General features: G+C 72.8%; 15 protein-coding genes. 10 read left to right on the top strand and 5 right to left on the bottom strand.

Features of this window, described 5'->3' with window-relative positions; all coding sequences use genetic code 11:
• The first annotated feature begins 141 nt into the window (after window positions 1-141).
• From ACN6LM_RS25795 to ACN6LM_RS25785, 3 genes are all read left to right on the top strand, one after another.
• Entirely contained in the window at window positions 142-3,219 is a 3,078-nt protein-coding gene (locus ACN6LM_RS25795; protein ID WP_445067776.1) for a glycoside hydrolase family 3 protein, read from the top strand.
• Between the two features lie 73 nt (window positions 3,220-3,292).
• Window positions 3,293-4,720, top strand: a complete 1,428-nt coding sequence (locus ACN6LM_RS25790; protein ID WP_445067775.1) for a hypothetical protein — start codon at window positions 3,293-3,295, stop codon at window positions 4,718-4,720.
• A 37-nt stretch (window positions 4,721-4,757) separates the two neighbouring features.
• Window positions 4,758-5,261, top strand: coding sequence for a hypothetical protein (locus tag ACN6LM_RS25785; protein WP_445067774.1), 504 nt, complete (start codon window positions 4,758-4,760; stop codon window positions 5,259-5,261).
• A gap of 79 nt (window positions 5,262-5,340) precedes the next feature.
• Here ACN6LM_RS25785 and ACN6LM_RS25780 read toward each other — a convergent pair whose 3' ends face one another.
• Window positions 5,341-6,966: an adenosine deaminase family protein gene (locus ACN6LM_RS25780; protein ID WP_445067773.1), complete on the bottom strand. Its 1,626-nt coding sequence runs from the start codon at window positions 6,964-6,966 to the stop codon at window positions 5,341-5,343.
• Between the two features lie 328 nt (window positions 6,967-7,294).
• Here ACN6LM_RS25780 and ACN6LM_RS25775 point away from each other — a divergent pair, with 328 nt between their 5' ends.
• From ACN6LM_RS25775 to ACN6LM_RS25765, 3 genes are all read left to right on the top strand, one after another.
• Window positions 7,295-8,149: a GH25 family lysozyme gene (locus tag ACN6LM_RS25775; RefSeq protein ID WP_445067772.1), complete on the top strand. Its 855-nt coding sequence runs from the start codon at window positions 7,295-7,297 to the stop codon at window positions 8,147-8,149.
• A 91-nt stretch (window positions 8,150-8,240) separates the two neighbouring features.
• Window positions 8,241-9,371, top strand: coding sequence for a glycoside hydrolase family 3 N-terminal domain-containing protein (locus ACN6LM_RS25770; RefSeq protein WP_445067771.1), 1,131 nt, complete (start codon window positions 8,241-8,243; stop codon window positions 9,369-9,371).
• Window positions 9,372-9,388: 17 nt separating this feature from the next.
• Entirely contained in the window at window positions 9,389-10,078 is a 690-nt protein-coding gene (locus ACN6LM_RS25765; protein ID WP_445067770.1) for a class I SAM-dependent methyltransferase, read from the top strand.
• Here ACN6LM_RS25765 and ACN6LM_RS25760 read toward each other — a convergent pair.
• Complete coding sequence (locus ACN6LM_RS25760; RefSeq protein ID WP_445067769.1) at window positions 10,029-10,211, bottom strand: DUF397 domain-containing protein; 183 nt, start codon at window positions 10,209-10,211, stop codon at window positions 10,029-10,031. The two genes, ACN6LM_RS25765 and ACN6LM_RS25760, sit on opposite strands and share 50 nt — an antisense overlap.
• A gap of 65 nt (window positions 10,212-10,276) precedes the next feature.
• Here ACN6LM_RS25760 and ACN6LM_RS25755 point away from each other — a divergent pair, with 65 nt between their 5' ends.
• From ACN6LM_RS25755 to ACN6LM_RS25745, 3 genes are all read left to right on the top strand, one after another.
• Window positions 10,277-11,851: an FAD-dependent oxidoreductase gene (locus tag ACN6LM_RS25755; RefSeq protein ID WP_445067768.1), complete on the top strand. Its 1,575-nt coding sequence runs from the start codon at window positions 10,277-10,279 to the stop codon at window positions 11,849-11,851.
• Between the two features lie 83 nt (window positions 11,852-11,934).
• Window positions 11,935-12,477 (top strand): DinB family protein, encoded by a 543-nt coding sequence (locus ACN6LM_RS25750; RefSeq protein WP_445067767.1) that lies wholly within the window; start codon window positions 11,935-11,937, stop codon window positions 12,475-12,477.
• Window positions 12,478-12,509: 32 nt separating this feature from the next.
• Window positions 12,510-13,028, top strand: a complete 519-nt coding sequence (locus ACN6LM_RS25745; protein WP_445067766.1) for a proline dehydrogenase — start codon at window positions 12,510-12,512, stop codon at window positions 13,026-13,028.
• 5 nt (window positions 13,029-13,033) lie between these two features.
• Here the strand turns inward: ACN6LM_RS25745 and ACN6LM_RS25740 are convergent, their stop codons facing one another.
• A complete protein-coding gene (locus tag ACN6LM_RS25740; protein WP_445067765.1) occupies window positions 13,034-13,651 on the bottom strand; it encodes a YceI family protein in 618 nt (205 codons plus the stop codon).
• A 223-nt stretch (window positions 13,652-13,874) separates the two neighbouring features.
• Here ACN6LM_RS25740 and ACN6LM_RS25735 point away from each other — a divergent pair, with 223 nt between their 5' ends.
• Window positions 13,875-14,414: a hypothetical protein gene (locus tag ACN6LM_RS25735; protein WP_445067764.1), complete on the top strand. Its 540-nt coding sequence runs from the start codon at window positions 13,875-13,877 to the stop codon at window positions 14,412-14,414.
• Window positions 14,415-14,485: 71 nt separating this feature from the next.
• Here the strand turns inward: ACN6LM_RS25735 and ACN6LM_RS25730 are convergent, their stop codons facing one another.
• A complete protein-coding gene (locus tag ACN6LM_RS25730) occupies window positions 14,486-15,241 on the bottom strand; it encodes a copper homeostasis protein CutC (RefSeq protein WP_445067763.1) in 756 nt (251 codons plus the stop codon).
• Window positions 15,238-16,761, bottom strand: coding sequence for a M81 family metallopeptidase (locus tag ACN6LM_RS25725; RefSeq protein ID WP_445067762.1), 1,524 nt, complete (start codon window positions 16,759-16,761; stop codon window positions 15,238-15,240). Before ACN6LM_RS25725 ends, ACN6LM_RS25730 begins: the two co-directional genes overlap by 4 nt.
• Window positions 16,762-16,772 lie beyond the last annotated feature (11 nt).

Here is a 16,772-nt window from a genome sequence, read left to right as displayed (position 1 = left end):
CCCCCCCCCCCCCCCCCCCCCCCCCCCCCCCCCCCCCCCCCCCCCCCCCCCCCCCCCCCCCCCCCCCCCCCCCCCCCCCCCCCCCCCCCCCCCCGCCCCCGTACGCACCGCACCAGCAATCCGTACGAAGGAGCCGCACACATGCCACCCCGCACCCGCCGCCGGGCGAGACCCGCCACCGCCGTGCTGGCCGCCGCCACCGTGGTGGCCGGCCTGCTCGCCGGGGCCGTCCCGTCCACGGCGGCACCGGCCGCCGACGAACCGGCACCGGTCGCCGTCGACCGCTTCGAGGGGGAGGTGCCCTTCGCCAACCAGCCGGCCGAGGGCATCTTCACCTGGGGCGGGGACGCCGACGACCCGCCCACCCTGGCGCTGAAGGACCGGTCCGACGCCCCCGAGGGCGCCAAGGTCCTCGAAGGCACCTACGACATCAGCGGCTACGGCGGCTTCAGCCACGACTACGCCGCCGACGCGCAGCCGCACGACTGGTCCGCCCACAAGGGCATCCGCTTCTGGTGGTACGGCCAGAACACCGCGCCGCTGCCGCCCGGTTCGGGCAAGCGGATCGCCTTCGAGATCAAGGACGGCGGCGCCAACGGCGAGGCGTCCGAGCTGTGGACCACCTCGTTCACCGACGACTGGGAGGGCTGGCACCTCGTCGAGATCCCGTTCGCCGACTTCACCTACCGGGGCGACTACCAGCCCGTCGGCGGCATCGACCAGGTGCTCGGCCTGAACGAGATGTGGGGGTACGCCCTCACCCTGCCGCCCGGCGCCCCCGGAAAGTTCGCCATGGACGGCGTCGAGGTGTACGGCAAGGCCGACGCGGCCCTGAAGGCGAGCGTCGTCACCGAGGCGGCGGTGGTCCCGGTGAAGCAGGGCGCGTCCGCGTCCCTCGGCTTCACGCTCACCACGACCGGTTCCGCCCCGCTGGAGGAGCCCGTCACCGTCGCGTACGAGACGAAGGGCGGCACGGCCGAGTCCGGCACCGACTTCACGCCGGTCAGCGGCACGTACACCTTCCCCGCGGGCACCGCGTCCGGCACCACCCACCAGGTGGAGATCGCGACGAAGAAGGTCCCCGGTGCCGCCACCGCGAAGACCGTCCCGCTGGAGCTGACGGTCACCGGCGCCCGGCCGCCGAAGGAGAACCCGCAGGCCGTCATCGACGCCCACGGGCTGCCGTACCAGAACCCCAAGCTGCCGGTGAAGAAGCGCGTCGCCGACCTGCTCGCCCGGATGTCGCCCGCCGAGAAGGCCGGCCAGATGACCCAGGCCGAGCGCAACGCGCTCTCCTCGCAGGGCGACATCGCGACCTACGACCTCGGCTCGCTGCTCTCCGGCGGCGGCTCGGTCCCCGCGCCCAACACCCCCGAGGCGTGGGCGAAGATGATCGACGGCTACCAGCTGCGCGCCCAGGCCACCCGCTTCCAGATCCCGCTGATCTATGGCGTGGACGCGGTGCACGGCCACAACAACCTGGTCGGCGCGACGGTCATGCCGCACAACGTCGGCCTCGGCGCCACCCGCGACCCGAAGCTGGCCGAGAGGACCGGTGCCGTCACCGCGAGCGAGGTCCGCGCGACCGGCGTCCCGTGGGACTTCGCACCCTGCCTCTGCGTCTCGCGCGACGAGCGCTGGGGCCGCTCCTACGAGGCGTACGGTGAGGACCCGGCCCTCGTGAAGTCCCTGGAGACCGTGATCCAGGGCATGCAGGGCGCGGCCGACGGCAAGGACCTGGACCGCAACGACAAGGTGCTGGCCACCGCCAAGCACTACGCCGGCGACGGCGGTACGGAGTACGGCTCGTCCACCACCGGTTCGTACACGACCGACCAGGGCGTCACCAAGGTCACCCGGCAGGAGCTGGAGGCCGTCCACCTCGCGCCCTTCGCGGACGCGGTCGAGCGGGGCGTCGGCACGGTCATGCCGTCCTACTCCTCGCTCGACATCATCGGGGACGACCAGGGCCCGGTGAAGATGCACGGCGACGCCGAGATGATCAACGGTGTCCTCAAGGACCGCATGGGCTTCGAGGGCTTCGTCATCAGCGACTACAAGGCGATCGACCAGCTCCCCGGTGACTACGCGAGCGACGTGCGCACGTCCGTCAACGCCGGGCTCGACATGATCATGGTCCCGACCGAGTACAAGGACTTCACGAAGACGCTCCAGGACGAGGTCACCGCGGGCCGCATTCCGCAGTCCCGGATCGACGACGCGGTCGCCCGCATCCTGACCCAGAAGTTCAAGCTGGGCCTCTTCGAGCAGCCGTACGCCGACACCGCCAACCTGGAGAAGATCGGTTCGGCGGAGCACCGGGCAGTGGCCCGCGAGGCCGCCGCCAAGTCGCAGGTGCTGCTGAAGAACGACGGCGGCGTGCTGCCGCTGAAGTCCTCGCAGAAGGTGTACGTGGCCGGCTCCAACGCCGACGACATCGGCAACCAGGCCGGTGGCTGGACCGTCAGCTGGCAGGGCTCGTCCGGCGCCATCACCCCGGGCACGACGATCCTGTCCGCCATGAAGAAGGACGCCGCGTCCGTCACGTACTCCAAGGACGCCTCCGCCGACACCGCCGGCTACGACGTGGGTGTGGTGGTCGTCGGCGAGACCCCGTACGCGGAGGGCGTCGGTGACGTCGGCAACGGGCACGACCTGAAGCTGTCCGACGCCGACCGCGCCGCGATCGACAAGGTCTGCGCCGCGATGAAGTGCGCCGTCCTGATCGTCTCGGGCCGCCCCCAGCTCATCGGGGACCAGCTCGACGGCATCGACGCGCTGGTGGCGTCCTGGCTGCCGGGCTCCGAGGGCGACGGCGTCGCCGACGTCCTCTTCGGCAAGCGGGCCTTCACCGGGCAGCTCCCGGTGACCTGGCCCAAGTCCGAGGCGCAGCTCCCGATCAACGTGGGCGACGCGTCGTACGACCCCCAGTTCCCGTACGGCTGGGGTCTCACCACGCTGAAGAAGCCCCCGGCCGGCGGCGAGGTCACGCTCACCCTGCTCGGCGTGGCCGCACAGGTCGCGGAGCGCGCCGGCCTCGGCCGGACCGAGGTGGGCCGGGAGATCGTCGGCCAGGCCCGGCTGCTGGTCCAGCAGAAGACCGGCGGCAAGCTGACGGAGAAGGTGTCCAAGCCGTTCGCGGACGCCGACCACCTGCTGCTCACCGGTGATCTGACCGGTGCCGTGGCGAAGCTCAGGACCGCCTACCGGGCCGCCTGAGGACGCGGGACGGGCGGGCGGTCTCCAGGAGGCCGCCCGCCCGTTTCGTACGTGTGTGCGCTAGCTTGGGAGTATGCGGAACAGGCCGTTCTTCGTCTCGACGGCCCCGGCGGCGCTCCTGGCGGGGCTCTTGGCCGTGCTGTCCGCCCTCGCCCTCTTCCTGGCTCCGGCGGCGGCCCCGGCCGCACCGGCCGCGACCGGCGCCTCCACCGTGAACGACGTCGCCCAGGCCCTGCGCAAGGGGCCCGTCTACGTCGACCCGGCCGCGTCCGACCAGCTCTCCCGCAGCCAGGCCGCGGCCCTGAGCAAGAAGATCGAGGACGCGGATAAACCGGTCTTCGTGGCGGTGCTGCCGAACACCGCCGCCTTCCCCGAGGACACCGTGCTGCGCACCCTGCGCGCCGAGACCGGCATCACCGGCGTCTACGCGATCCGCCTCGGCGACGGCTTCAGCGCGGGCGCCGACCCCCGGGTCATGTCCCGGAACGCCGTCATCAACCTCACCGCGGCCGTGAAGACCCCCGGCGCGGACACCGACGCGGCGACCCAGCTCAACACCTTCGTGGACCGCGCCCTCGAACAGGCCCGGGGCAGCGCCCCCGCCTCCTGGCGCGGCGGCGACCACTCCGCGTCGAACGGCGGCTCGGCCTACGTCGGCCTGGCCGTGACCGGGGCCGTGGTCGTCCTCGGCGGGGCCGCCGCGTACACGGTCGTACGCCGCAACCGCAGGCGCAAGGAGGAAGAGGAGCGGGTCGCCCTCGACAGGCTGCGGGTGGTCGTGGACGAGGACATCACGGCGTACGGGGAGACCCTGGAACGGCTCGACTTCCACCCGGCGGAGCCCGGCGCGGACGACGCGATGCGCGCCGACTACGAACGCGCCCTCGACTCCTACGAGAGCGCGAAGTCCCGGATGGCCGGCGCGGAACACCCCTCGGACGTGCGCGGGGTGACCCAGGCCCTGGAGGACGGGCGGTACTCCCTGGCCGCGCTCGACGCCCGTCGCTCCGGCCGCGAACTGCCGACCCGCCGCCCGCCCTGCTTCTTCGACCCGCGCCACGGACCCTCGGTCGCGGACGTCCGCTGGGCCCCCGCGGGCGGCAGCGTCCGGGAGGTCCCGGTGTGCGCGGCGGACGAGGTCCGGCTGAACGAGGGCGAGGACCCGATGAGCCGCACGGTCGAGGTGGGCGACGGCACCCGCCGCCCGTACTGGGAGGCGGGCCCGGCCTACGGCCCGTGGGCGGGCGGCTACTTCGGCGGCGGGCTGCTGCCGGGCCTCCTGGTCGGGACCATGCTCGGCTCGATGCTCGCCACCCCGGCGTACGCGGCGGACTACGGGGGCGGCGACTACGGCGGGGGCGGTGACTTCTCCGGCGGCGACTTCTCCGGCACCGACTTCGACTCGTCCGGCTTCGGCGGCGGCGGTTTCGGAGACGGGGGAGGCTTCGGCGGCGACGGCGGCGGTTTCGGCGGCGGCGGGGACTTCGGCGGCGGGTTCTGACGCGGAGGGCCGGGCACCCCGTGCCAGAATCGAGCGCATGAGCGATTCGGTTGCGGGGCCCATGGCCCGGCTGGTGCACCGCCGCTGGCGCGACCGGGAAGCGCCCGACGGCGACTTCATCGTGTTCGCCGACGGCTCCCTGCGCGTGATGGATCTCCTGCGGGCGCAGCCGCCCGACCGGCCCGGCGATCCGTGGGCCGAGAGCTGGCACTGGCTGGAGATCCTGCGGGCCACCGAGTGGAGCACGGACGACTGGGTGGAGGTCGAATCCACCCGCGCCACCCACGTCCACGGGGGAAGCCGGGCCTCGGCGGGCGAGTCCGCCCACCACGGCTCCATCGGCTGGGTCGCGTTGATGCGGGACGACGAGGAGAGCACCCTCGAATGGCTCGCCGTCTCCCGCTGGTCCGACCCGTTCCACCACGTCACCCTGGACGACGCGGCGGTGACCGCGGTCAGCACCGCCGGCCGCGTCTGGACCTTCCCCCGCGACGCGCCCCAGAACGTGGAGATCGCCGTCGACCCGGGCGCGCGCCCCTGAGGCGGGCACCGGACGCGGGTCCGGGCCGCGGGGGACGGCCCCCGCGGCCCGGACGTGGTGGGACGGCTGCCCCGCAGGCTCAGCCGCGCCCGCCGTGCGCGCGCTCGAACGCGGCGAAGGCCGCCTCCTGGCGCCACTCGGTCGCCGCCTTCGGGCTGCCCGCGAGGTAGTCCGCGCAGCGCGCGCTCGGGCGGCCGTCACCGGGGCGGTCGGCCCGGCAGGCCGCCACCACGCGGTAGCCGGAGGGCGCGGAGCCGGTGGCCCACAGGCTGCGGCCGTCGCGGAAGGCGTACTCCAGCGAGGCGCGGGCCAGGTCCTTCAGCTCGGTGTACGAGAGGCGGTACGTCTTCGAGGCGTACTGGTACTCGTGGCTGATGTCGATCCGGGAGACGCCCGGGTCGTCCGTGGAGAGCACGATCGGCACGCCGTAGCGGCGGTACGCGTTGAACGGGTGGTCGTCGCCCGCGATGCCGAGGATCTGCTTGTTGCTGGAGAACGGCACCTCGACGGCCACGTGCCGCCGCGCCATGGTGCGGGCCAGTGCGCGCCAGTCGTCCTCGTGGACCAGGTCGACGCCGTGGCCGATGCGCTCCGCCCCGGCGACCCGCACCGCCTCGTTGATGTGGAAGGTCAGGTCCTCCGGCTTGACCAGGCCCGGCGCCAGCTCACCGGCGTGCAGGGTGAGGTGGGCGCCCGGGTACTGGCCGCGCAGGTACTTCAGCATCCGCATCTGGAGGCTGTAGTTCTCCAGCGAGCTGTCCCAGTCCTCCGGCTGTACGAGGTTGACCGCGACGAACCTCGGGTCGCGCTCGGCCAGCCGCATGCCGACCACCATCTGCGTGAAGACGCGGGCCGGGGAGCTGCCCCGGGAGACCTGCGAGATCCACCGGACCGGCAGCTTGCAGGCGGGGGCGGGGCGCGGGGTGTCGCAGTGCGCGGCCTCGCGGAACTGGACGTCGGTGTCGTCGGCCTCCTGGACCGCCTCGTCGATGACCTTGTCCAGCTTGCCGCCGGCGGCCAGCTTGCGGTGGAACGCGGCGAGGTCGGCGTCGTAACCCACCGCGTCGGCCAGCTTCTTGGCGCTCTCGGAGGCCGGGCTGACCATCGTCTCCAGGTAGAACTGGTTCTGCTTGACCACGGTGTCGGCGACGTTGGCGAGCATCTTGCCCCGGGCGTACCAGGTGGCCATGCCGAACTTGCCGAAGGTGTCGAAGAAGTGGTCGTGCCCGGACTCGTCGGCCGGGAAGTCCTGCATCGACCAGGCCCGGATGATCTGCTGCCGGAACGCGGCGTCGGTGCGCGCGTCGGCGGCGGGCCGGCTGCCCGGGGCGCACGGCGAGGCCACGGCGGTCATCGTCGCGTCGATGCAGAGCCCCTGCTCGATCGCGAGCTGGAGCAGGTATTCGGTGGTCACCGCGCCGGAGAGGTGGTTGTGCAGGTCACCGCCCTTGGGCAGCTCCTTGAAGAACGCCCGCAGCCGCGCGGGCCGGTCCCGCAGCGCGTCCAGGTAGGCGGCGGTACGGCGTTCGGCGGGCGTCACCGGGCGCGGCGCCGCGTAGGCGGTGGAGCGGACGGCGCTGTCGCGCGCGGGAGCGGCGGCGGTCGCGGGGAGCGCCGGGACCAGGCTCAGCAGGGCGAGAACGCCGCCGAACCCGGCCAGCACAGGGGACTTGGGACGGCGGACCGTCCGGTTGGTAGAGATCACCGAGGCATGATCGCGCTCGCCAACGTCAATTGCCCGTGAATCATGCCTTTGGGAGGGAACGTCCACCCGATCGAGTGGCGACGCCGTGCGGAAAGTTCTGCCGGACCGCGGCCGTTCGCCCAGCTCACGCGGACGGTGATGGGTCTAGACCACTAACGAGGAGTGGAAACCATTTACCGGAGGGCGGCTTCTGTGGCTCACTGTGTCGTGTTCGCGACAAGTAGACGCGCGTAGATCCATGCGTGAAGCGTCGCGTGGATCCATGCGTGAAGCGTGCTGCCCGAGCGGCCGGACGACGGCCGTTCCCCCCACCAGCAGGAGGCTCCTCATGACCACTCGCAAGAGACTCACCGCGGCCGGTGTCCTCGGTACGAGCGCGGCGCTGCTGCTCGGCCTGATGTCCGGCACCGCCTCGTCGGCGCCCCGCCACGACAACCCCGTCCCGCTCGGCAAGGGCTACATGGGCGTCGGCTACGTCCAGGACAGCAAGGGCTTCAAGCCGGACGCCCGCCAACTGGACCTCGGCGCACAGCCGGACGCCGGCCTCAAGGCGACCCCCGAGGGCATCGACGTCTCCAGCTGGCAGGGCGGCATCAACTGGAGCTCCGTGCGCGGCGCGGGCATCGAGTTCGCCTGGATGAAGGCCACCGAGGGGCTGACGTACAAGGACCCGACGTTCAGCGCCAACTACCTGAACGCCTACAACGCGGGCGTCATCCGGGGCGCCTACCACTACGCCCGCCCGGACGTCTCCGGCGGCGCGGCCCAGGCCGACTTCTTCGCGAGCAACGGCGGCGCCTGGTCCCGCGACAACCTCACGCTCCCGGGCGTGCTGGACATCGAGGGCACCTGCTACGGCTACTCGCAGGCGTCCATGCAGCAGTGGATCCTCGACTTCTACAACCGGTACAAGGCCCGCACCGGCCGCGACGTCGTGATCTACACCAGCCCGAGCTGGTGGAACACCTGCACCGGCGGCTGGAGCGGCATGTCCGCCCGCAGCCCGCTGTGGGTCGCGCACTGGACCACCGGCACTCCCAGCATCCCGTCGGGCTTCCCCTACTACACCGTCTGGCAGTACAGCTCCACCGGCTCGGTGAGCGGCGTCTCCGGCAACGTGGACCGGGACCGCTTCGGCGGCGACCGCTCCCGCCTCCTCGCCCTGGCGAACAACACGCCGTGAACGTAAACGTATAGGTGCACGCGCCGGAGCGGCCGGGTCAGGCCGCTCCGGCCCCCGCCCGCCCCCACGACCGTTCACGAAGGAGCACCTCATGACCCCACCCCTGAGCAGGCGCGGCGCCCTGATCGCCGGGGCCGCGGCCCTCGCCGGAGGTCTGGGCCCGGCGGCCGGAGCGGCGGAGGCGGCCCTCCGGCCGCCGGAGAGCACGCGCCCCCGCTTCTCCGCCCTGTCGCCCCTCCAGCGCGCCGGGCAGCGCGTCATCCACTCCTACCCGGGCCTCACGCCCCCCGCGTCCCTGATGACGTCCATCGAGCAGGGCCACACGGCGGGTGTCATCTTCTTCGGCGAGAACATCCAGAACCTGACGCAGATCGAGGGCGTGATCCGCTCGATGAACGCGGCCCGCGCCTCGTCACCCGTCCAGGCGCCGCTGCTCCTCATGACCGACCAGGAGGGCGGCCTGATCCGCCGCCTGCCGGGGGAGCCCGTCAAGTCCGCCAAGGACGTCGGCGCCTCCGCCGATCCGCACTACTGGGCCGACTTCACCGGCAGCGGCGCGGGCCTCAACCTCGCGGGCGTCGGCATGAACGTCAACCTGGCCCCGGTCCTCGACGTCTACCGCAAGGACGGCGACTTCACCGACCAGTACGAGCGCTCGTACAGCAAGTCGGCCGCCGCGGTGGCCAGTTGCGGGGCGGACTTCATCACCGCCCAGCAGCGTGAGGGCGTCGCCGCGACCGCCAAGCACTTCCCGGGCCTGGGCCCGGCGACGGCGAGCCAGAACACCGACCTGCGGTCCGTGACGATCTCCACCTCCGCCACCACTCTCCGCAGCGTGGACGAGGCCCCGTACCGGGACGCGATCGCGGCGGGCGTCAAGCTCGTCATGCTCTCCTGGGCGGTCTACACGGGCCTGGACTCCGCCCGCCCCGCCGGTCTCTCCCCGACCGTCGTCGGCGAGCTGCGCAACCGCCTCGGCTTCAAGGGCGTCACCGTCACCGACGCGCTGGAGGCCGGTGCGCTCTCGTCCTACGGCAGTACGTCGCAGCGCGCCGTGAAGGCCGCCGCCGCCGGGATGGACCTGCTGCTCTGCTCGGCGCGCAGTGTCTCCCAGGGCGACGAGGCGGTGGCCGCCCTGGCCGACGCCCTGGGCGACTCCCTGGACCCGGCGGCCTTCGACGCGGCGGCGGCCCGCGTGAACGCCCTGCGCGCGGGGCTGTGAGGCCCTGAATTACGCAGATGACCGACGCGCCCGTACCGTCGCCCGCACCCGGCAGCTCCGCCGACGTCGTCCGCACGTGGGACGCCCGCGCGGAGCACTACCTCCAGCTCTTCCGGTACGAGTTGGAGGCGAAACCGTACGACCTGGAGGTGCTGCGCGCGTTCGCGGAGCGGGTCGGGGGGGGCGGCCGGGTGTACGACGCGGGCTGCGGGCCCTGCGGCCACGTCACGGCCCTCCTCGCGGCCTACGGTCTCGACACGCTGGGCATCGACCTCTCGCCCCGCTGCGTCGCGCTCGCACGCCGGGAACAGCCCGGGTGCCGATTCGCCGTCATGGACCAGGGCGCGATCACGGGCGGCCCGCTGGACGGCCTCGTCGCGTACTACTCGCTCCACGACCAGCCCAGACGCCGGCTGCCCGGCACGATGGCGTCCTGGGCCGCCGCGATACGCCCCGGCGGTCAGCTCCTGATCGTGGCGAAGGAGGGTACGGGGGACGGTGTCATCGACGACCCGCTGGGCAGCGAACTCCGGGTGTACTGGGCGGAGCACACCGCGTACGAGCTCCGCAGGGCGGCCGACGAGGCGGGCTTCGGCACCGACGACTGCACGGTTCGCGAGGCGTACGAGGACGAGATACCCGCCCGTCGCGTGTACCTCACGGCGACGAGGCGTGAGACGTTCGCCCGGAGGAAGGCGGGACGGTGAGCACGGGGCCGTCGGTCACCTGGGAGTCCCGGATGTGCGCGGCGGCGGGGTGCGCGGCGGCCTCGACGCAGTCGCCGCCTTGGCTGCCGCCCGACTCGCCCCAGTCGTAGTGTCCGGGCTGTTTTTGCCGCACCGGCAAGGATGTTTGCCGGGGCGGGGGGCGGCGCGCACCATCTTCCGTAGATGGAGGAGGTTCGCATGAGCGACAACACGCAGATGTACGACGTAGTGGTGATCGGCGGCGGGGCCGCCGGGCTGAGCGGGGCGCTGGCCCTCGGGCGGGCGCGGCGCTCCGTGCTCGTGATCGATTCCGGCAGCCCGCGCAACGCGCCCGCGTCGCACGTGCACAACTACCTGGGCCGCGAGGGCACCCCGCCCGGCGAACTGCTGGCGATCGGCCGGGACGAGGTCGCCGGGTACGGGGTGGAGGTCGTCACGGGCGAGGTGACCGCGGCCGAGCGGCTGCCGGAGAACGCCGGGTTCCGGGTCGTACGCGGGGACGGGACGGCCGTCACGGCGCGGCGGCTGCTGGTCACGACGGGGCTGGTGGACGAGCTGCCGCCCGTCCCGGGCCTGGCCGAGCGGTGGGGGCACGAGGTGCTGCACTGCCCGTACTGCCACGGCTGGGAGGTGCGCGACGCGGCGATCGGTGTCATCGCCGTCAGTGCCATGGCCGTGCACCAGGCTTTGATGTGGCGGCAGTGGAGCGAGGACGTCACGCTCTTCCTGCACCAGGGCCCCGAGCCCTCCGAGGAGGAGTACGAGCAGCTGGCGGCGCGCGGCATCGCGGTCGTGGACGGCGAGGTCGCCGGGCTCGAAGTGAGCGACGACCGGCTGACCGGCGTACGGCTCGCGGGCGGCCGGGTGGTCGAGCGGGCGGCCGTCGTCGTCCAGCCGAGGTTCACGGCGCGCTCCGGCGTACTGGAGAGCCTGGGGCTGCGGCCCGTACCGCTGGAGATGGGCGGGCACACCGTCGGCTCGTACATCGAGGCGGACCCGACCGGCGCCACGGCGGCGACCGGGGTGTGGGTCGCCGGCAATGTCACCGGTCTCATGGACCAGGTGATCGGCGCGGCGGCGGCCGGGCTCAAGGCGGGCGCGGCCATCAACGGGGACCTCATCACGGAGGACACCAGGCGCGCGGTGGAGGCCCGCAACGCGCCCTCCGACGCGGAGATGTGGGACAACCGCTACCGCGAGAGCCACCGCATCTGGAGCGGGAAGCCCAACACCGTGCTCGTCCGCGAGGTCGAGGGCCTGGCGCCGGGCCGGGCGCTGGACCTGGGCTGCGGGGAGGGCGCGGACGCGGTCTGGCTGGCGGGCCGGGGCTGGCAGGTCACCGCGACGGACATCTCGCGCGTGGCGCTCGCCCGGGCCGCCGAGCACGCGGCGGAGGCCGGGGTCGCCGACCGGGTGGACTGGCGGTTCCACGACTTGGGCGTGACGTTCCCCGAAGGGGAGTACGACCTGGTCTCGGCGCAGTTCCTGCACTCCATGGGCGATCTGCCCCGCGAACGCATCCTGCGCCGGGCGGCCCGTGCGGTAGCCCCGGGCGGGGTGCTGCTGATCGTGGGGCACGCGGGCTTCCCGTCCTGGGACCACCACCACGCCGACATGGAGCTGCCGACCCCGGACGAGGTGCTGGCCTCGCTGGAACTGCCGGAAGGGGAGTGGGAGGTGCTGCTCAGCGACGAGCACGAACGCGTCCAGAACGACCCGGACGGCAACCCCACCACCCGTACGGACAACGCCCTGAAGGTCAGGCGGCGTTGAGCTCGCGTATAGGACCTGTTCTGTCCTAATCGGCCCGTACTGTCGTTCCTGACGGCGGAACAGGAACGACGGAAGGCACCATCATGAGCGCCAACGAGACGGCCATCGCGAACACGGGCTCGGACGAGCGGGCGGATTTCCTGCAGTCGCTGGGCCAGCACCGGCACTTCCTGCGGTTCACCACCCGTGACCTGACCGACGAGCAGGCCGGGCAGCGGACCACGAAGAGCGAGCTGTGTCTCGGCGGCCTCGTCAAGCACGTGACCTCGGTCGAGCGGGGCTGGGCGGCGTTCATGGTGGAGGGTGCCGCCGCGATGCCGGACTTCACCGCGATGACCGAGGCCGACTTCGCGAAGCGGGCCGACGATTTCAGGATGCTGCCGGGCGAGACGCTGGCGGGCGTGCTCGACGCCTACGAGAAGGTGGCGGCGGAGACCGACGAGCTGGTCGCCTCGCTGCCGGACCTGGGTGTCTCGCACGCCCTGCCGAAGGCCCCCTGGTTCGACGGGGACGCGAAGTGGACGGCCCGCCGCGTGCTGATGCACATCATCGCGGAGACCGCGCAGCACGCCGGCCACGCGGACATCATCCGGGAATCCCTGGACGGTTCGAAGTCCATGGGCTGAGCGGTCGGCGCACCGGCGGCACAATGGCGCGCATGGATGCCGAAGTCGCCGCGCTGACAGGGGCCGCCGTCGGCTCGCTCGCCACGCTGGGGGCGGCCTTCGTCGCCGGGCGGACGGCGGCGCGCTCCCAGTACGACCAGTGGCGCAGGCAGCACCGCAGGGACGCGTACGTGTCTTACCTGGGGGCGCTGCACGACCGGGACATCGCCCTGGACGCCGTGTTCGAGGCGCTGCGGCCCGAGCGGCCGGATCTGGGGGCGGTGGACGAGCGGGTGGCGACGTTCGTCGGCCTGGCACGCGAGGTGCACCGGGCCGCCGAGGTCGTCCTCGTGGAGGGGCCGGCCGCCATGGCGGCGGCGGTCGACCGGGTGGGCCGGGCGTCCGGCGAGCGGGCCGGGCTCATGCGGCGGATGGTCGCGGACGCCCGCGCCGGCGACACCACGCACAAGGCCGCGCACACCGCGTCGGCCGCCCGGCACGACGAGGCCCTTCACCAGGCGGTGAAGGGCCTTCGCGCCGATGCCGCGCGGGTGCTGGACGCGCCGCGCTGACAGCGTCACGCCTGCGGGGCGGCCTTGATCGCGGAGATGTCGAAGTTCAGCTTCACCTTGTCGCTGACCATGACGCCGCCGGTCTCCAGCGCCGCGTTCCAGGTCAGGCCCCAGTCGGAGCGCAGGATCTCGGCGCTGCCCTCGAAGCCGACGCGCTCGTTGCCGTAGACGTCCTTGGCGGAGCCGTTGAACTCCAGGTCGATGGCGAGCGGGCGGGTCACGTCCTTGATGGTCAGGTCGCCGGTGACGCGGTACGTGTCACCGCCCAGCTGCTCGGCGGAGGTCGAGCGGAACGTCATCAGGGGGAACTTCTCGGCGTCGAAGAAGTCACCGCTCACCAGGTGGCCGTCGCGGTCCTTGATGCCGGTGTCCACACTGGCGATCTTCACGTCGATCGAGGCGGTGGAGTTGGCCGGGTCGCTGCCGTCGAGCTTCAGGGAACCCTCGTGCTCGGCGAAGGAGCCCCGCACGTTGGTGACCATGGCGTGACGCACGGTGAAACCGATGCTGCTGTGAGCCGGGTCGATCGTGTAGTCGCCCGTCAGAGCGGCCAGGGCGGGGTCGACGTCGGCCGTGGTCGTGGCGGCGGCGGTGGCGTCGGACTTGCGGTTGAACAGAGCCATGGCTCCTCCTCGGGACCGGGCCGAGCGGACTCGACCTGTTGTTTAACCTTCAACGACATTCACTGTAGGCCCATCTTGTTCAAAGTTCAACATCTACTCCGAGGATTGTCGCGACACCCGTCATCTGTTCACGCGGCCGTTACGCGAGGCCCCCTGGCGACGCGCGTAGAACTGAGGCACTATCTCCCTGCCCCTTTGTCATGCACAGGAGGAGAGTCCCCCCATGGTCTTCCACGCGCCCCATGTCTCCCGGATGACGCTGCGCCCCGTCCTGACCGCGCTCGCCCTGGTGCTCGGCGTCCTCTTCGCCCCGGGCTTCGGCCTGGTGAGCGGCACGACCGACGCGTACGCCGTCACCAAGCTCACCCACAGCCAGGCGACCGCCCGCTTCAGCTCGTCCGGCATCACCTGGTCGTCCTCCGGCGGCTGCTCCGACCGCTACAACTCCACCTGCACCTCGTTCGACCAGCTCAACCTGCCGACCGCCCAGGGTGCCCAGACCCTGAAGAGCGCCACCGGCTGCGCCCTGAACATCACCGGCGGCACGGAGACCGGGCACGCCAGCGGCACGTACTCGCACTGGAACGGCTACAAGCTCGACTTCGGCAAGACCACCTGTCTCACCAACTACGTGAAGAGCGCGTTCAGCTACATCGGCCTGCGCGGTGACGGCGCCCCCCAGTACAAGTCCGGCTCCGGCAACGTCTACGCCGACGAGGGCAACCACTGGGACGTGACGTACTACAACTGCGGCGGCTGCTGACCGCTGCCGCACCCCTACGCAGGACCGCGCCCCCACCCTTCCCGGGTGGGGGCGCGGTCCTGCGCCGACGGTCAGCCCGCCATGTCCAGGGCCCGTCGCGCCTGCGCGACGACACCGGGGTCGGTGACGAAGTGGGTGTCCTGCTCGGCCGACGACCCGCCCGCACCCAGCGGTACCCAGGTGGCGCCTAGCCGGCGCGGCGCGCGGACCTTGGCGGAGAGGTGGACCGAGGCGGCACCGGAGGCGGCCAGCGCCGGGATGTCGGCGAGGCGCACACCGCCGCCTGCCATCACCTCCACCCCCGGGGCGGCGGCGGCCATCGCGGCGATCGTCGCCAGCCCCTCGGCCGCGACGGGCGCACCGCCCGAGGTGAGGACCCGGGTCAGGCCGAGGGAGGGCAGCAGCGCGGCGGTGGCCACCGGGTCCGCGGCCTGGTCGACGGCCCGGTGCAGGGTCACCTCCACCGGGCGGCCCGAGGCGCGGGCCGCGTCCGCGAGCCGGGCGACCGCGTCGGTGTCCAGGGCGCCGTCGGCGGTCAGGGCGCCGATGACGACCCCGGCGGCGCCGGACGCGATGACCGACCGCACCTCGGCGGCCATGAGGGCGACCTCCTCCGCGTCGTGGACGAAGTCGCCGGGCCGGCACCGGACCAGCACCTGCGCCGGCAGCCCCTCCGCCGCGACCGCCTCGACCAGGCCGGCCGACGGGGTCAGACCGCCCAGCTCCAGCGCGGTGCAGAGTTCGACCCGGTCGGCGCCGTTCTCCCGGGCGGCGCGGGCGCCGGCCGGTGAGGTGACGGCGATCTCCAGGGCGGGACGGGGGCTCACTCGTCGTCCCCGGTCAGCGGCTGGTCGGAGGCGGGGATGACGCGGGCCGACAGGTCCGGGTCGGCCATCTCGCGGTCGAAGGGGAACATCGGGCGGCGGATGCGGTGGTGGCCCAGGCGCACCAGGTCCTGGTCCACGCCGCCGGGGGTGAGCGCCATCTTCCAGCCGGCCGACATGTCGAAGAGCTCGGGCTCCAGGTAGCCGATCTTCACGATCACGATGTCGGCGCCACGCGGGTCGAGGTCGAGGTCGGTGAAGTCGTGCTCGTGGTGGTACGGCTTGCGCAGCTCCGTGAGGATGGCGTACACACTGCCCACCCGGATCACGACCTCGGTCCGCGCGTCGCGGTCGCCGTGCCGGACCGAGTGCACCGTGCCGGTCAGGGTGACCGGGCCCGCGTGCCGGTCGTCCACCTCGGCCCCCGCGGTGACCGTGACGGTGGCGCCGACACCGGCGGCGACGGCCGTCGCGACGGCCGTCGGCCCGGGCACCGAGGCGTAGATGACGGTCGGACCGTCCTCCTTCCGGAACTCCGGGCGGGCCAGCAGCCGGGTGAGACCCCAGGTCATGTCACCGGAGCCCCCGGCGGTCGGGTTGTCCCCGGTGTCGCTGACGAAGTAGGGGCGCTGATCGGACCCCAGGGCCTCGTCCAGGATCCCGTCGAAGGTGCCGGTCGGCGCGACGAACTCGAAGTCGTGGCGGGCCTTCCAGAAGCCCTGGGCCAGGCGTTCGGCGCCCGCCGCCACGGCGGCCCGGTCGGTGCCGGTGACCACCACGGCGGCGCGGTTGCGGGGCTCGTCGGCCCAGGCGTAGCCGACCCAGATGGCGGCGTCGGTCACGCCCTCCACGGCCTCGACGTCGGCCACCGCCGCGTAGACGCTCTTCGCCGGCTCGATCCGGGTGGAGGTCTGCTCGCCGGCCAGGAGCACCGGGACCGGCACCCAGGCCTTGACCGGGCGGGGCGCGCCCGAGGCCAGCAGCTCGACCAGGTTGCGGGCGGCCCGCTCCTTGGTCTCCATGTGGTCCTCGTGGGGGGCCAGCCGGTAACAGGTGATCAGGTCGCTGCCGTGGACGAGTTCGCGGGAGACGTTGCCGTGCAGGTCCATCGAGGTGGAGACGATCACGTCGGGGCCGACGGTGGCGCGGATGCGGTCCAGCAGGACGGCTTCCGCGTCGTCGACGCCCTCGACCGTCATCGCGCCGTGGATGTCGTACCAGAGGCCGTCCGGGCGGGGCAGCGCGGCGAGCCGTTCGATCAGCTCGTCGGTCAGCTCCCGCCAGGCGGCGGCGGTGACGGTGCCGCCCGGCAGCGACTTGCCGACGAGGGCGCCGTGCCAGTCGGCCGCCTCGCGCAGCTCCTCGCCGGGGGCCAGGAAGGGGTAGCGGTCCAGCACCTCGGCGCCGCGCGAGGGGTGGAAGGCGGCGGCCAGGGTCCGGGCGGGGGAGAAGGTGGAGGACTCGATGCCGAGCCCTGCGATGGCGATGACCGGGCGGGATGCGGCGGTGCGGGTTTGCGACATGGCTCCTCGTA

This window comes from Streptomyces sp. SAS_281 (assembly GCF_052542855.1).
Note: the sequence above shows the minus strand (reverse complement) of the source record. Positions and strands in the feature narration are given on the sequence as shown.

Bases quoted from the DNA above. Each gene is read 5' to 3' on its own strand.
- ACN6LM_RS25795 (WP_445067776.1), top strand. From the start codon at position 142: ATGCCACCCCGCACCCGCCGCCGGGCGAGACCCGCCACCGCCGTGCTG.
- ACN6LM_RS25790 (WP_445067775.1), top strand. From the start codon at position 3,293: ATGCGGAACAGGCCGTTCTTCGTCTCGACGGCCCCGGCGGCGCTCCTG.
- ACN6LM_RS25785 (WP_445067774.1), top strand. From the start codon at position 4,758: ATGAGCGATTCGGTTGCGGGGCCCATGGCCCGGCTGGTGCACCGCCGC.
- ACN6LM_RS25775 (WP_445067772.1), top strand. From the start codon at position 7,295: ATGACCACTCGCAAGAGACTCACCGCGGCCGGTGTCCTCGGTACGAGC.
- ACN6LM_RS25770 (WP_445067771.1), top strand. From the start codon at position 8,241: ATGACCCCACCCCTGAGCAGGCGCGGCGCCCTGATCGCCGGGGCCGCG.
- ACN6LM_RS25765 (WP_445067770.1), top strand. From the start codon at position 9,389: ATGACCGACGCGCCCGTACCGTCGCCCGCACCCGGCAGCTCCGCCGAC.
- ACN6LM_RS25755 (WP_445067768.1), top strand. From the start codon at position 10,277: ATGAGCGACAACACGCAGATGTACGACGTAGTGGTGATCGGCGGCGGG.
- ACN6LM_RS25750 (WP_445067767.1), top strand. From the start codon at position 11,935: ATGAGCGCCAACGAGACGGCCATCGCGAACACGGGCTCGGACGAGCGG.
- ACN6LM_RS25745 (WP_445067766.1), top strand. From the start codon at position 12,510: ATGGATGCCGAAGTCGCCGCGCTGACAGGGGCCGCCGTCGGCTCGCTC.
- ACN6LM_RS25740 (WP_445067765.1), bottom strand. From the start codon at position 13,651: ATGGCTCTGTTCAACCGCAAGTCCGACGCCACCGCCGCCGCCACGACC.
- ACN6LM_RS25735 (WP_445067764.1), top strand. From the start codon at position 13,875: ATGGTCTTCCACGCGCCCCATGTCTCCCGGATGACGCTGCGCCCCGTC.
- ACN6LM_RS25725 (WP_445067762.1), bottom strand. From the start codon at position 16,761: ATGTCGCAAACCCGCACCGCCGCATCCCGCCCGGTCATCGCCATCGCA.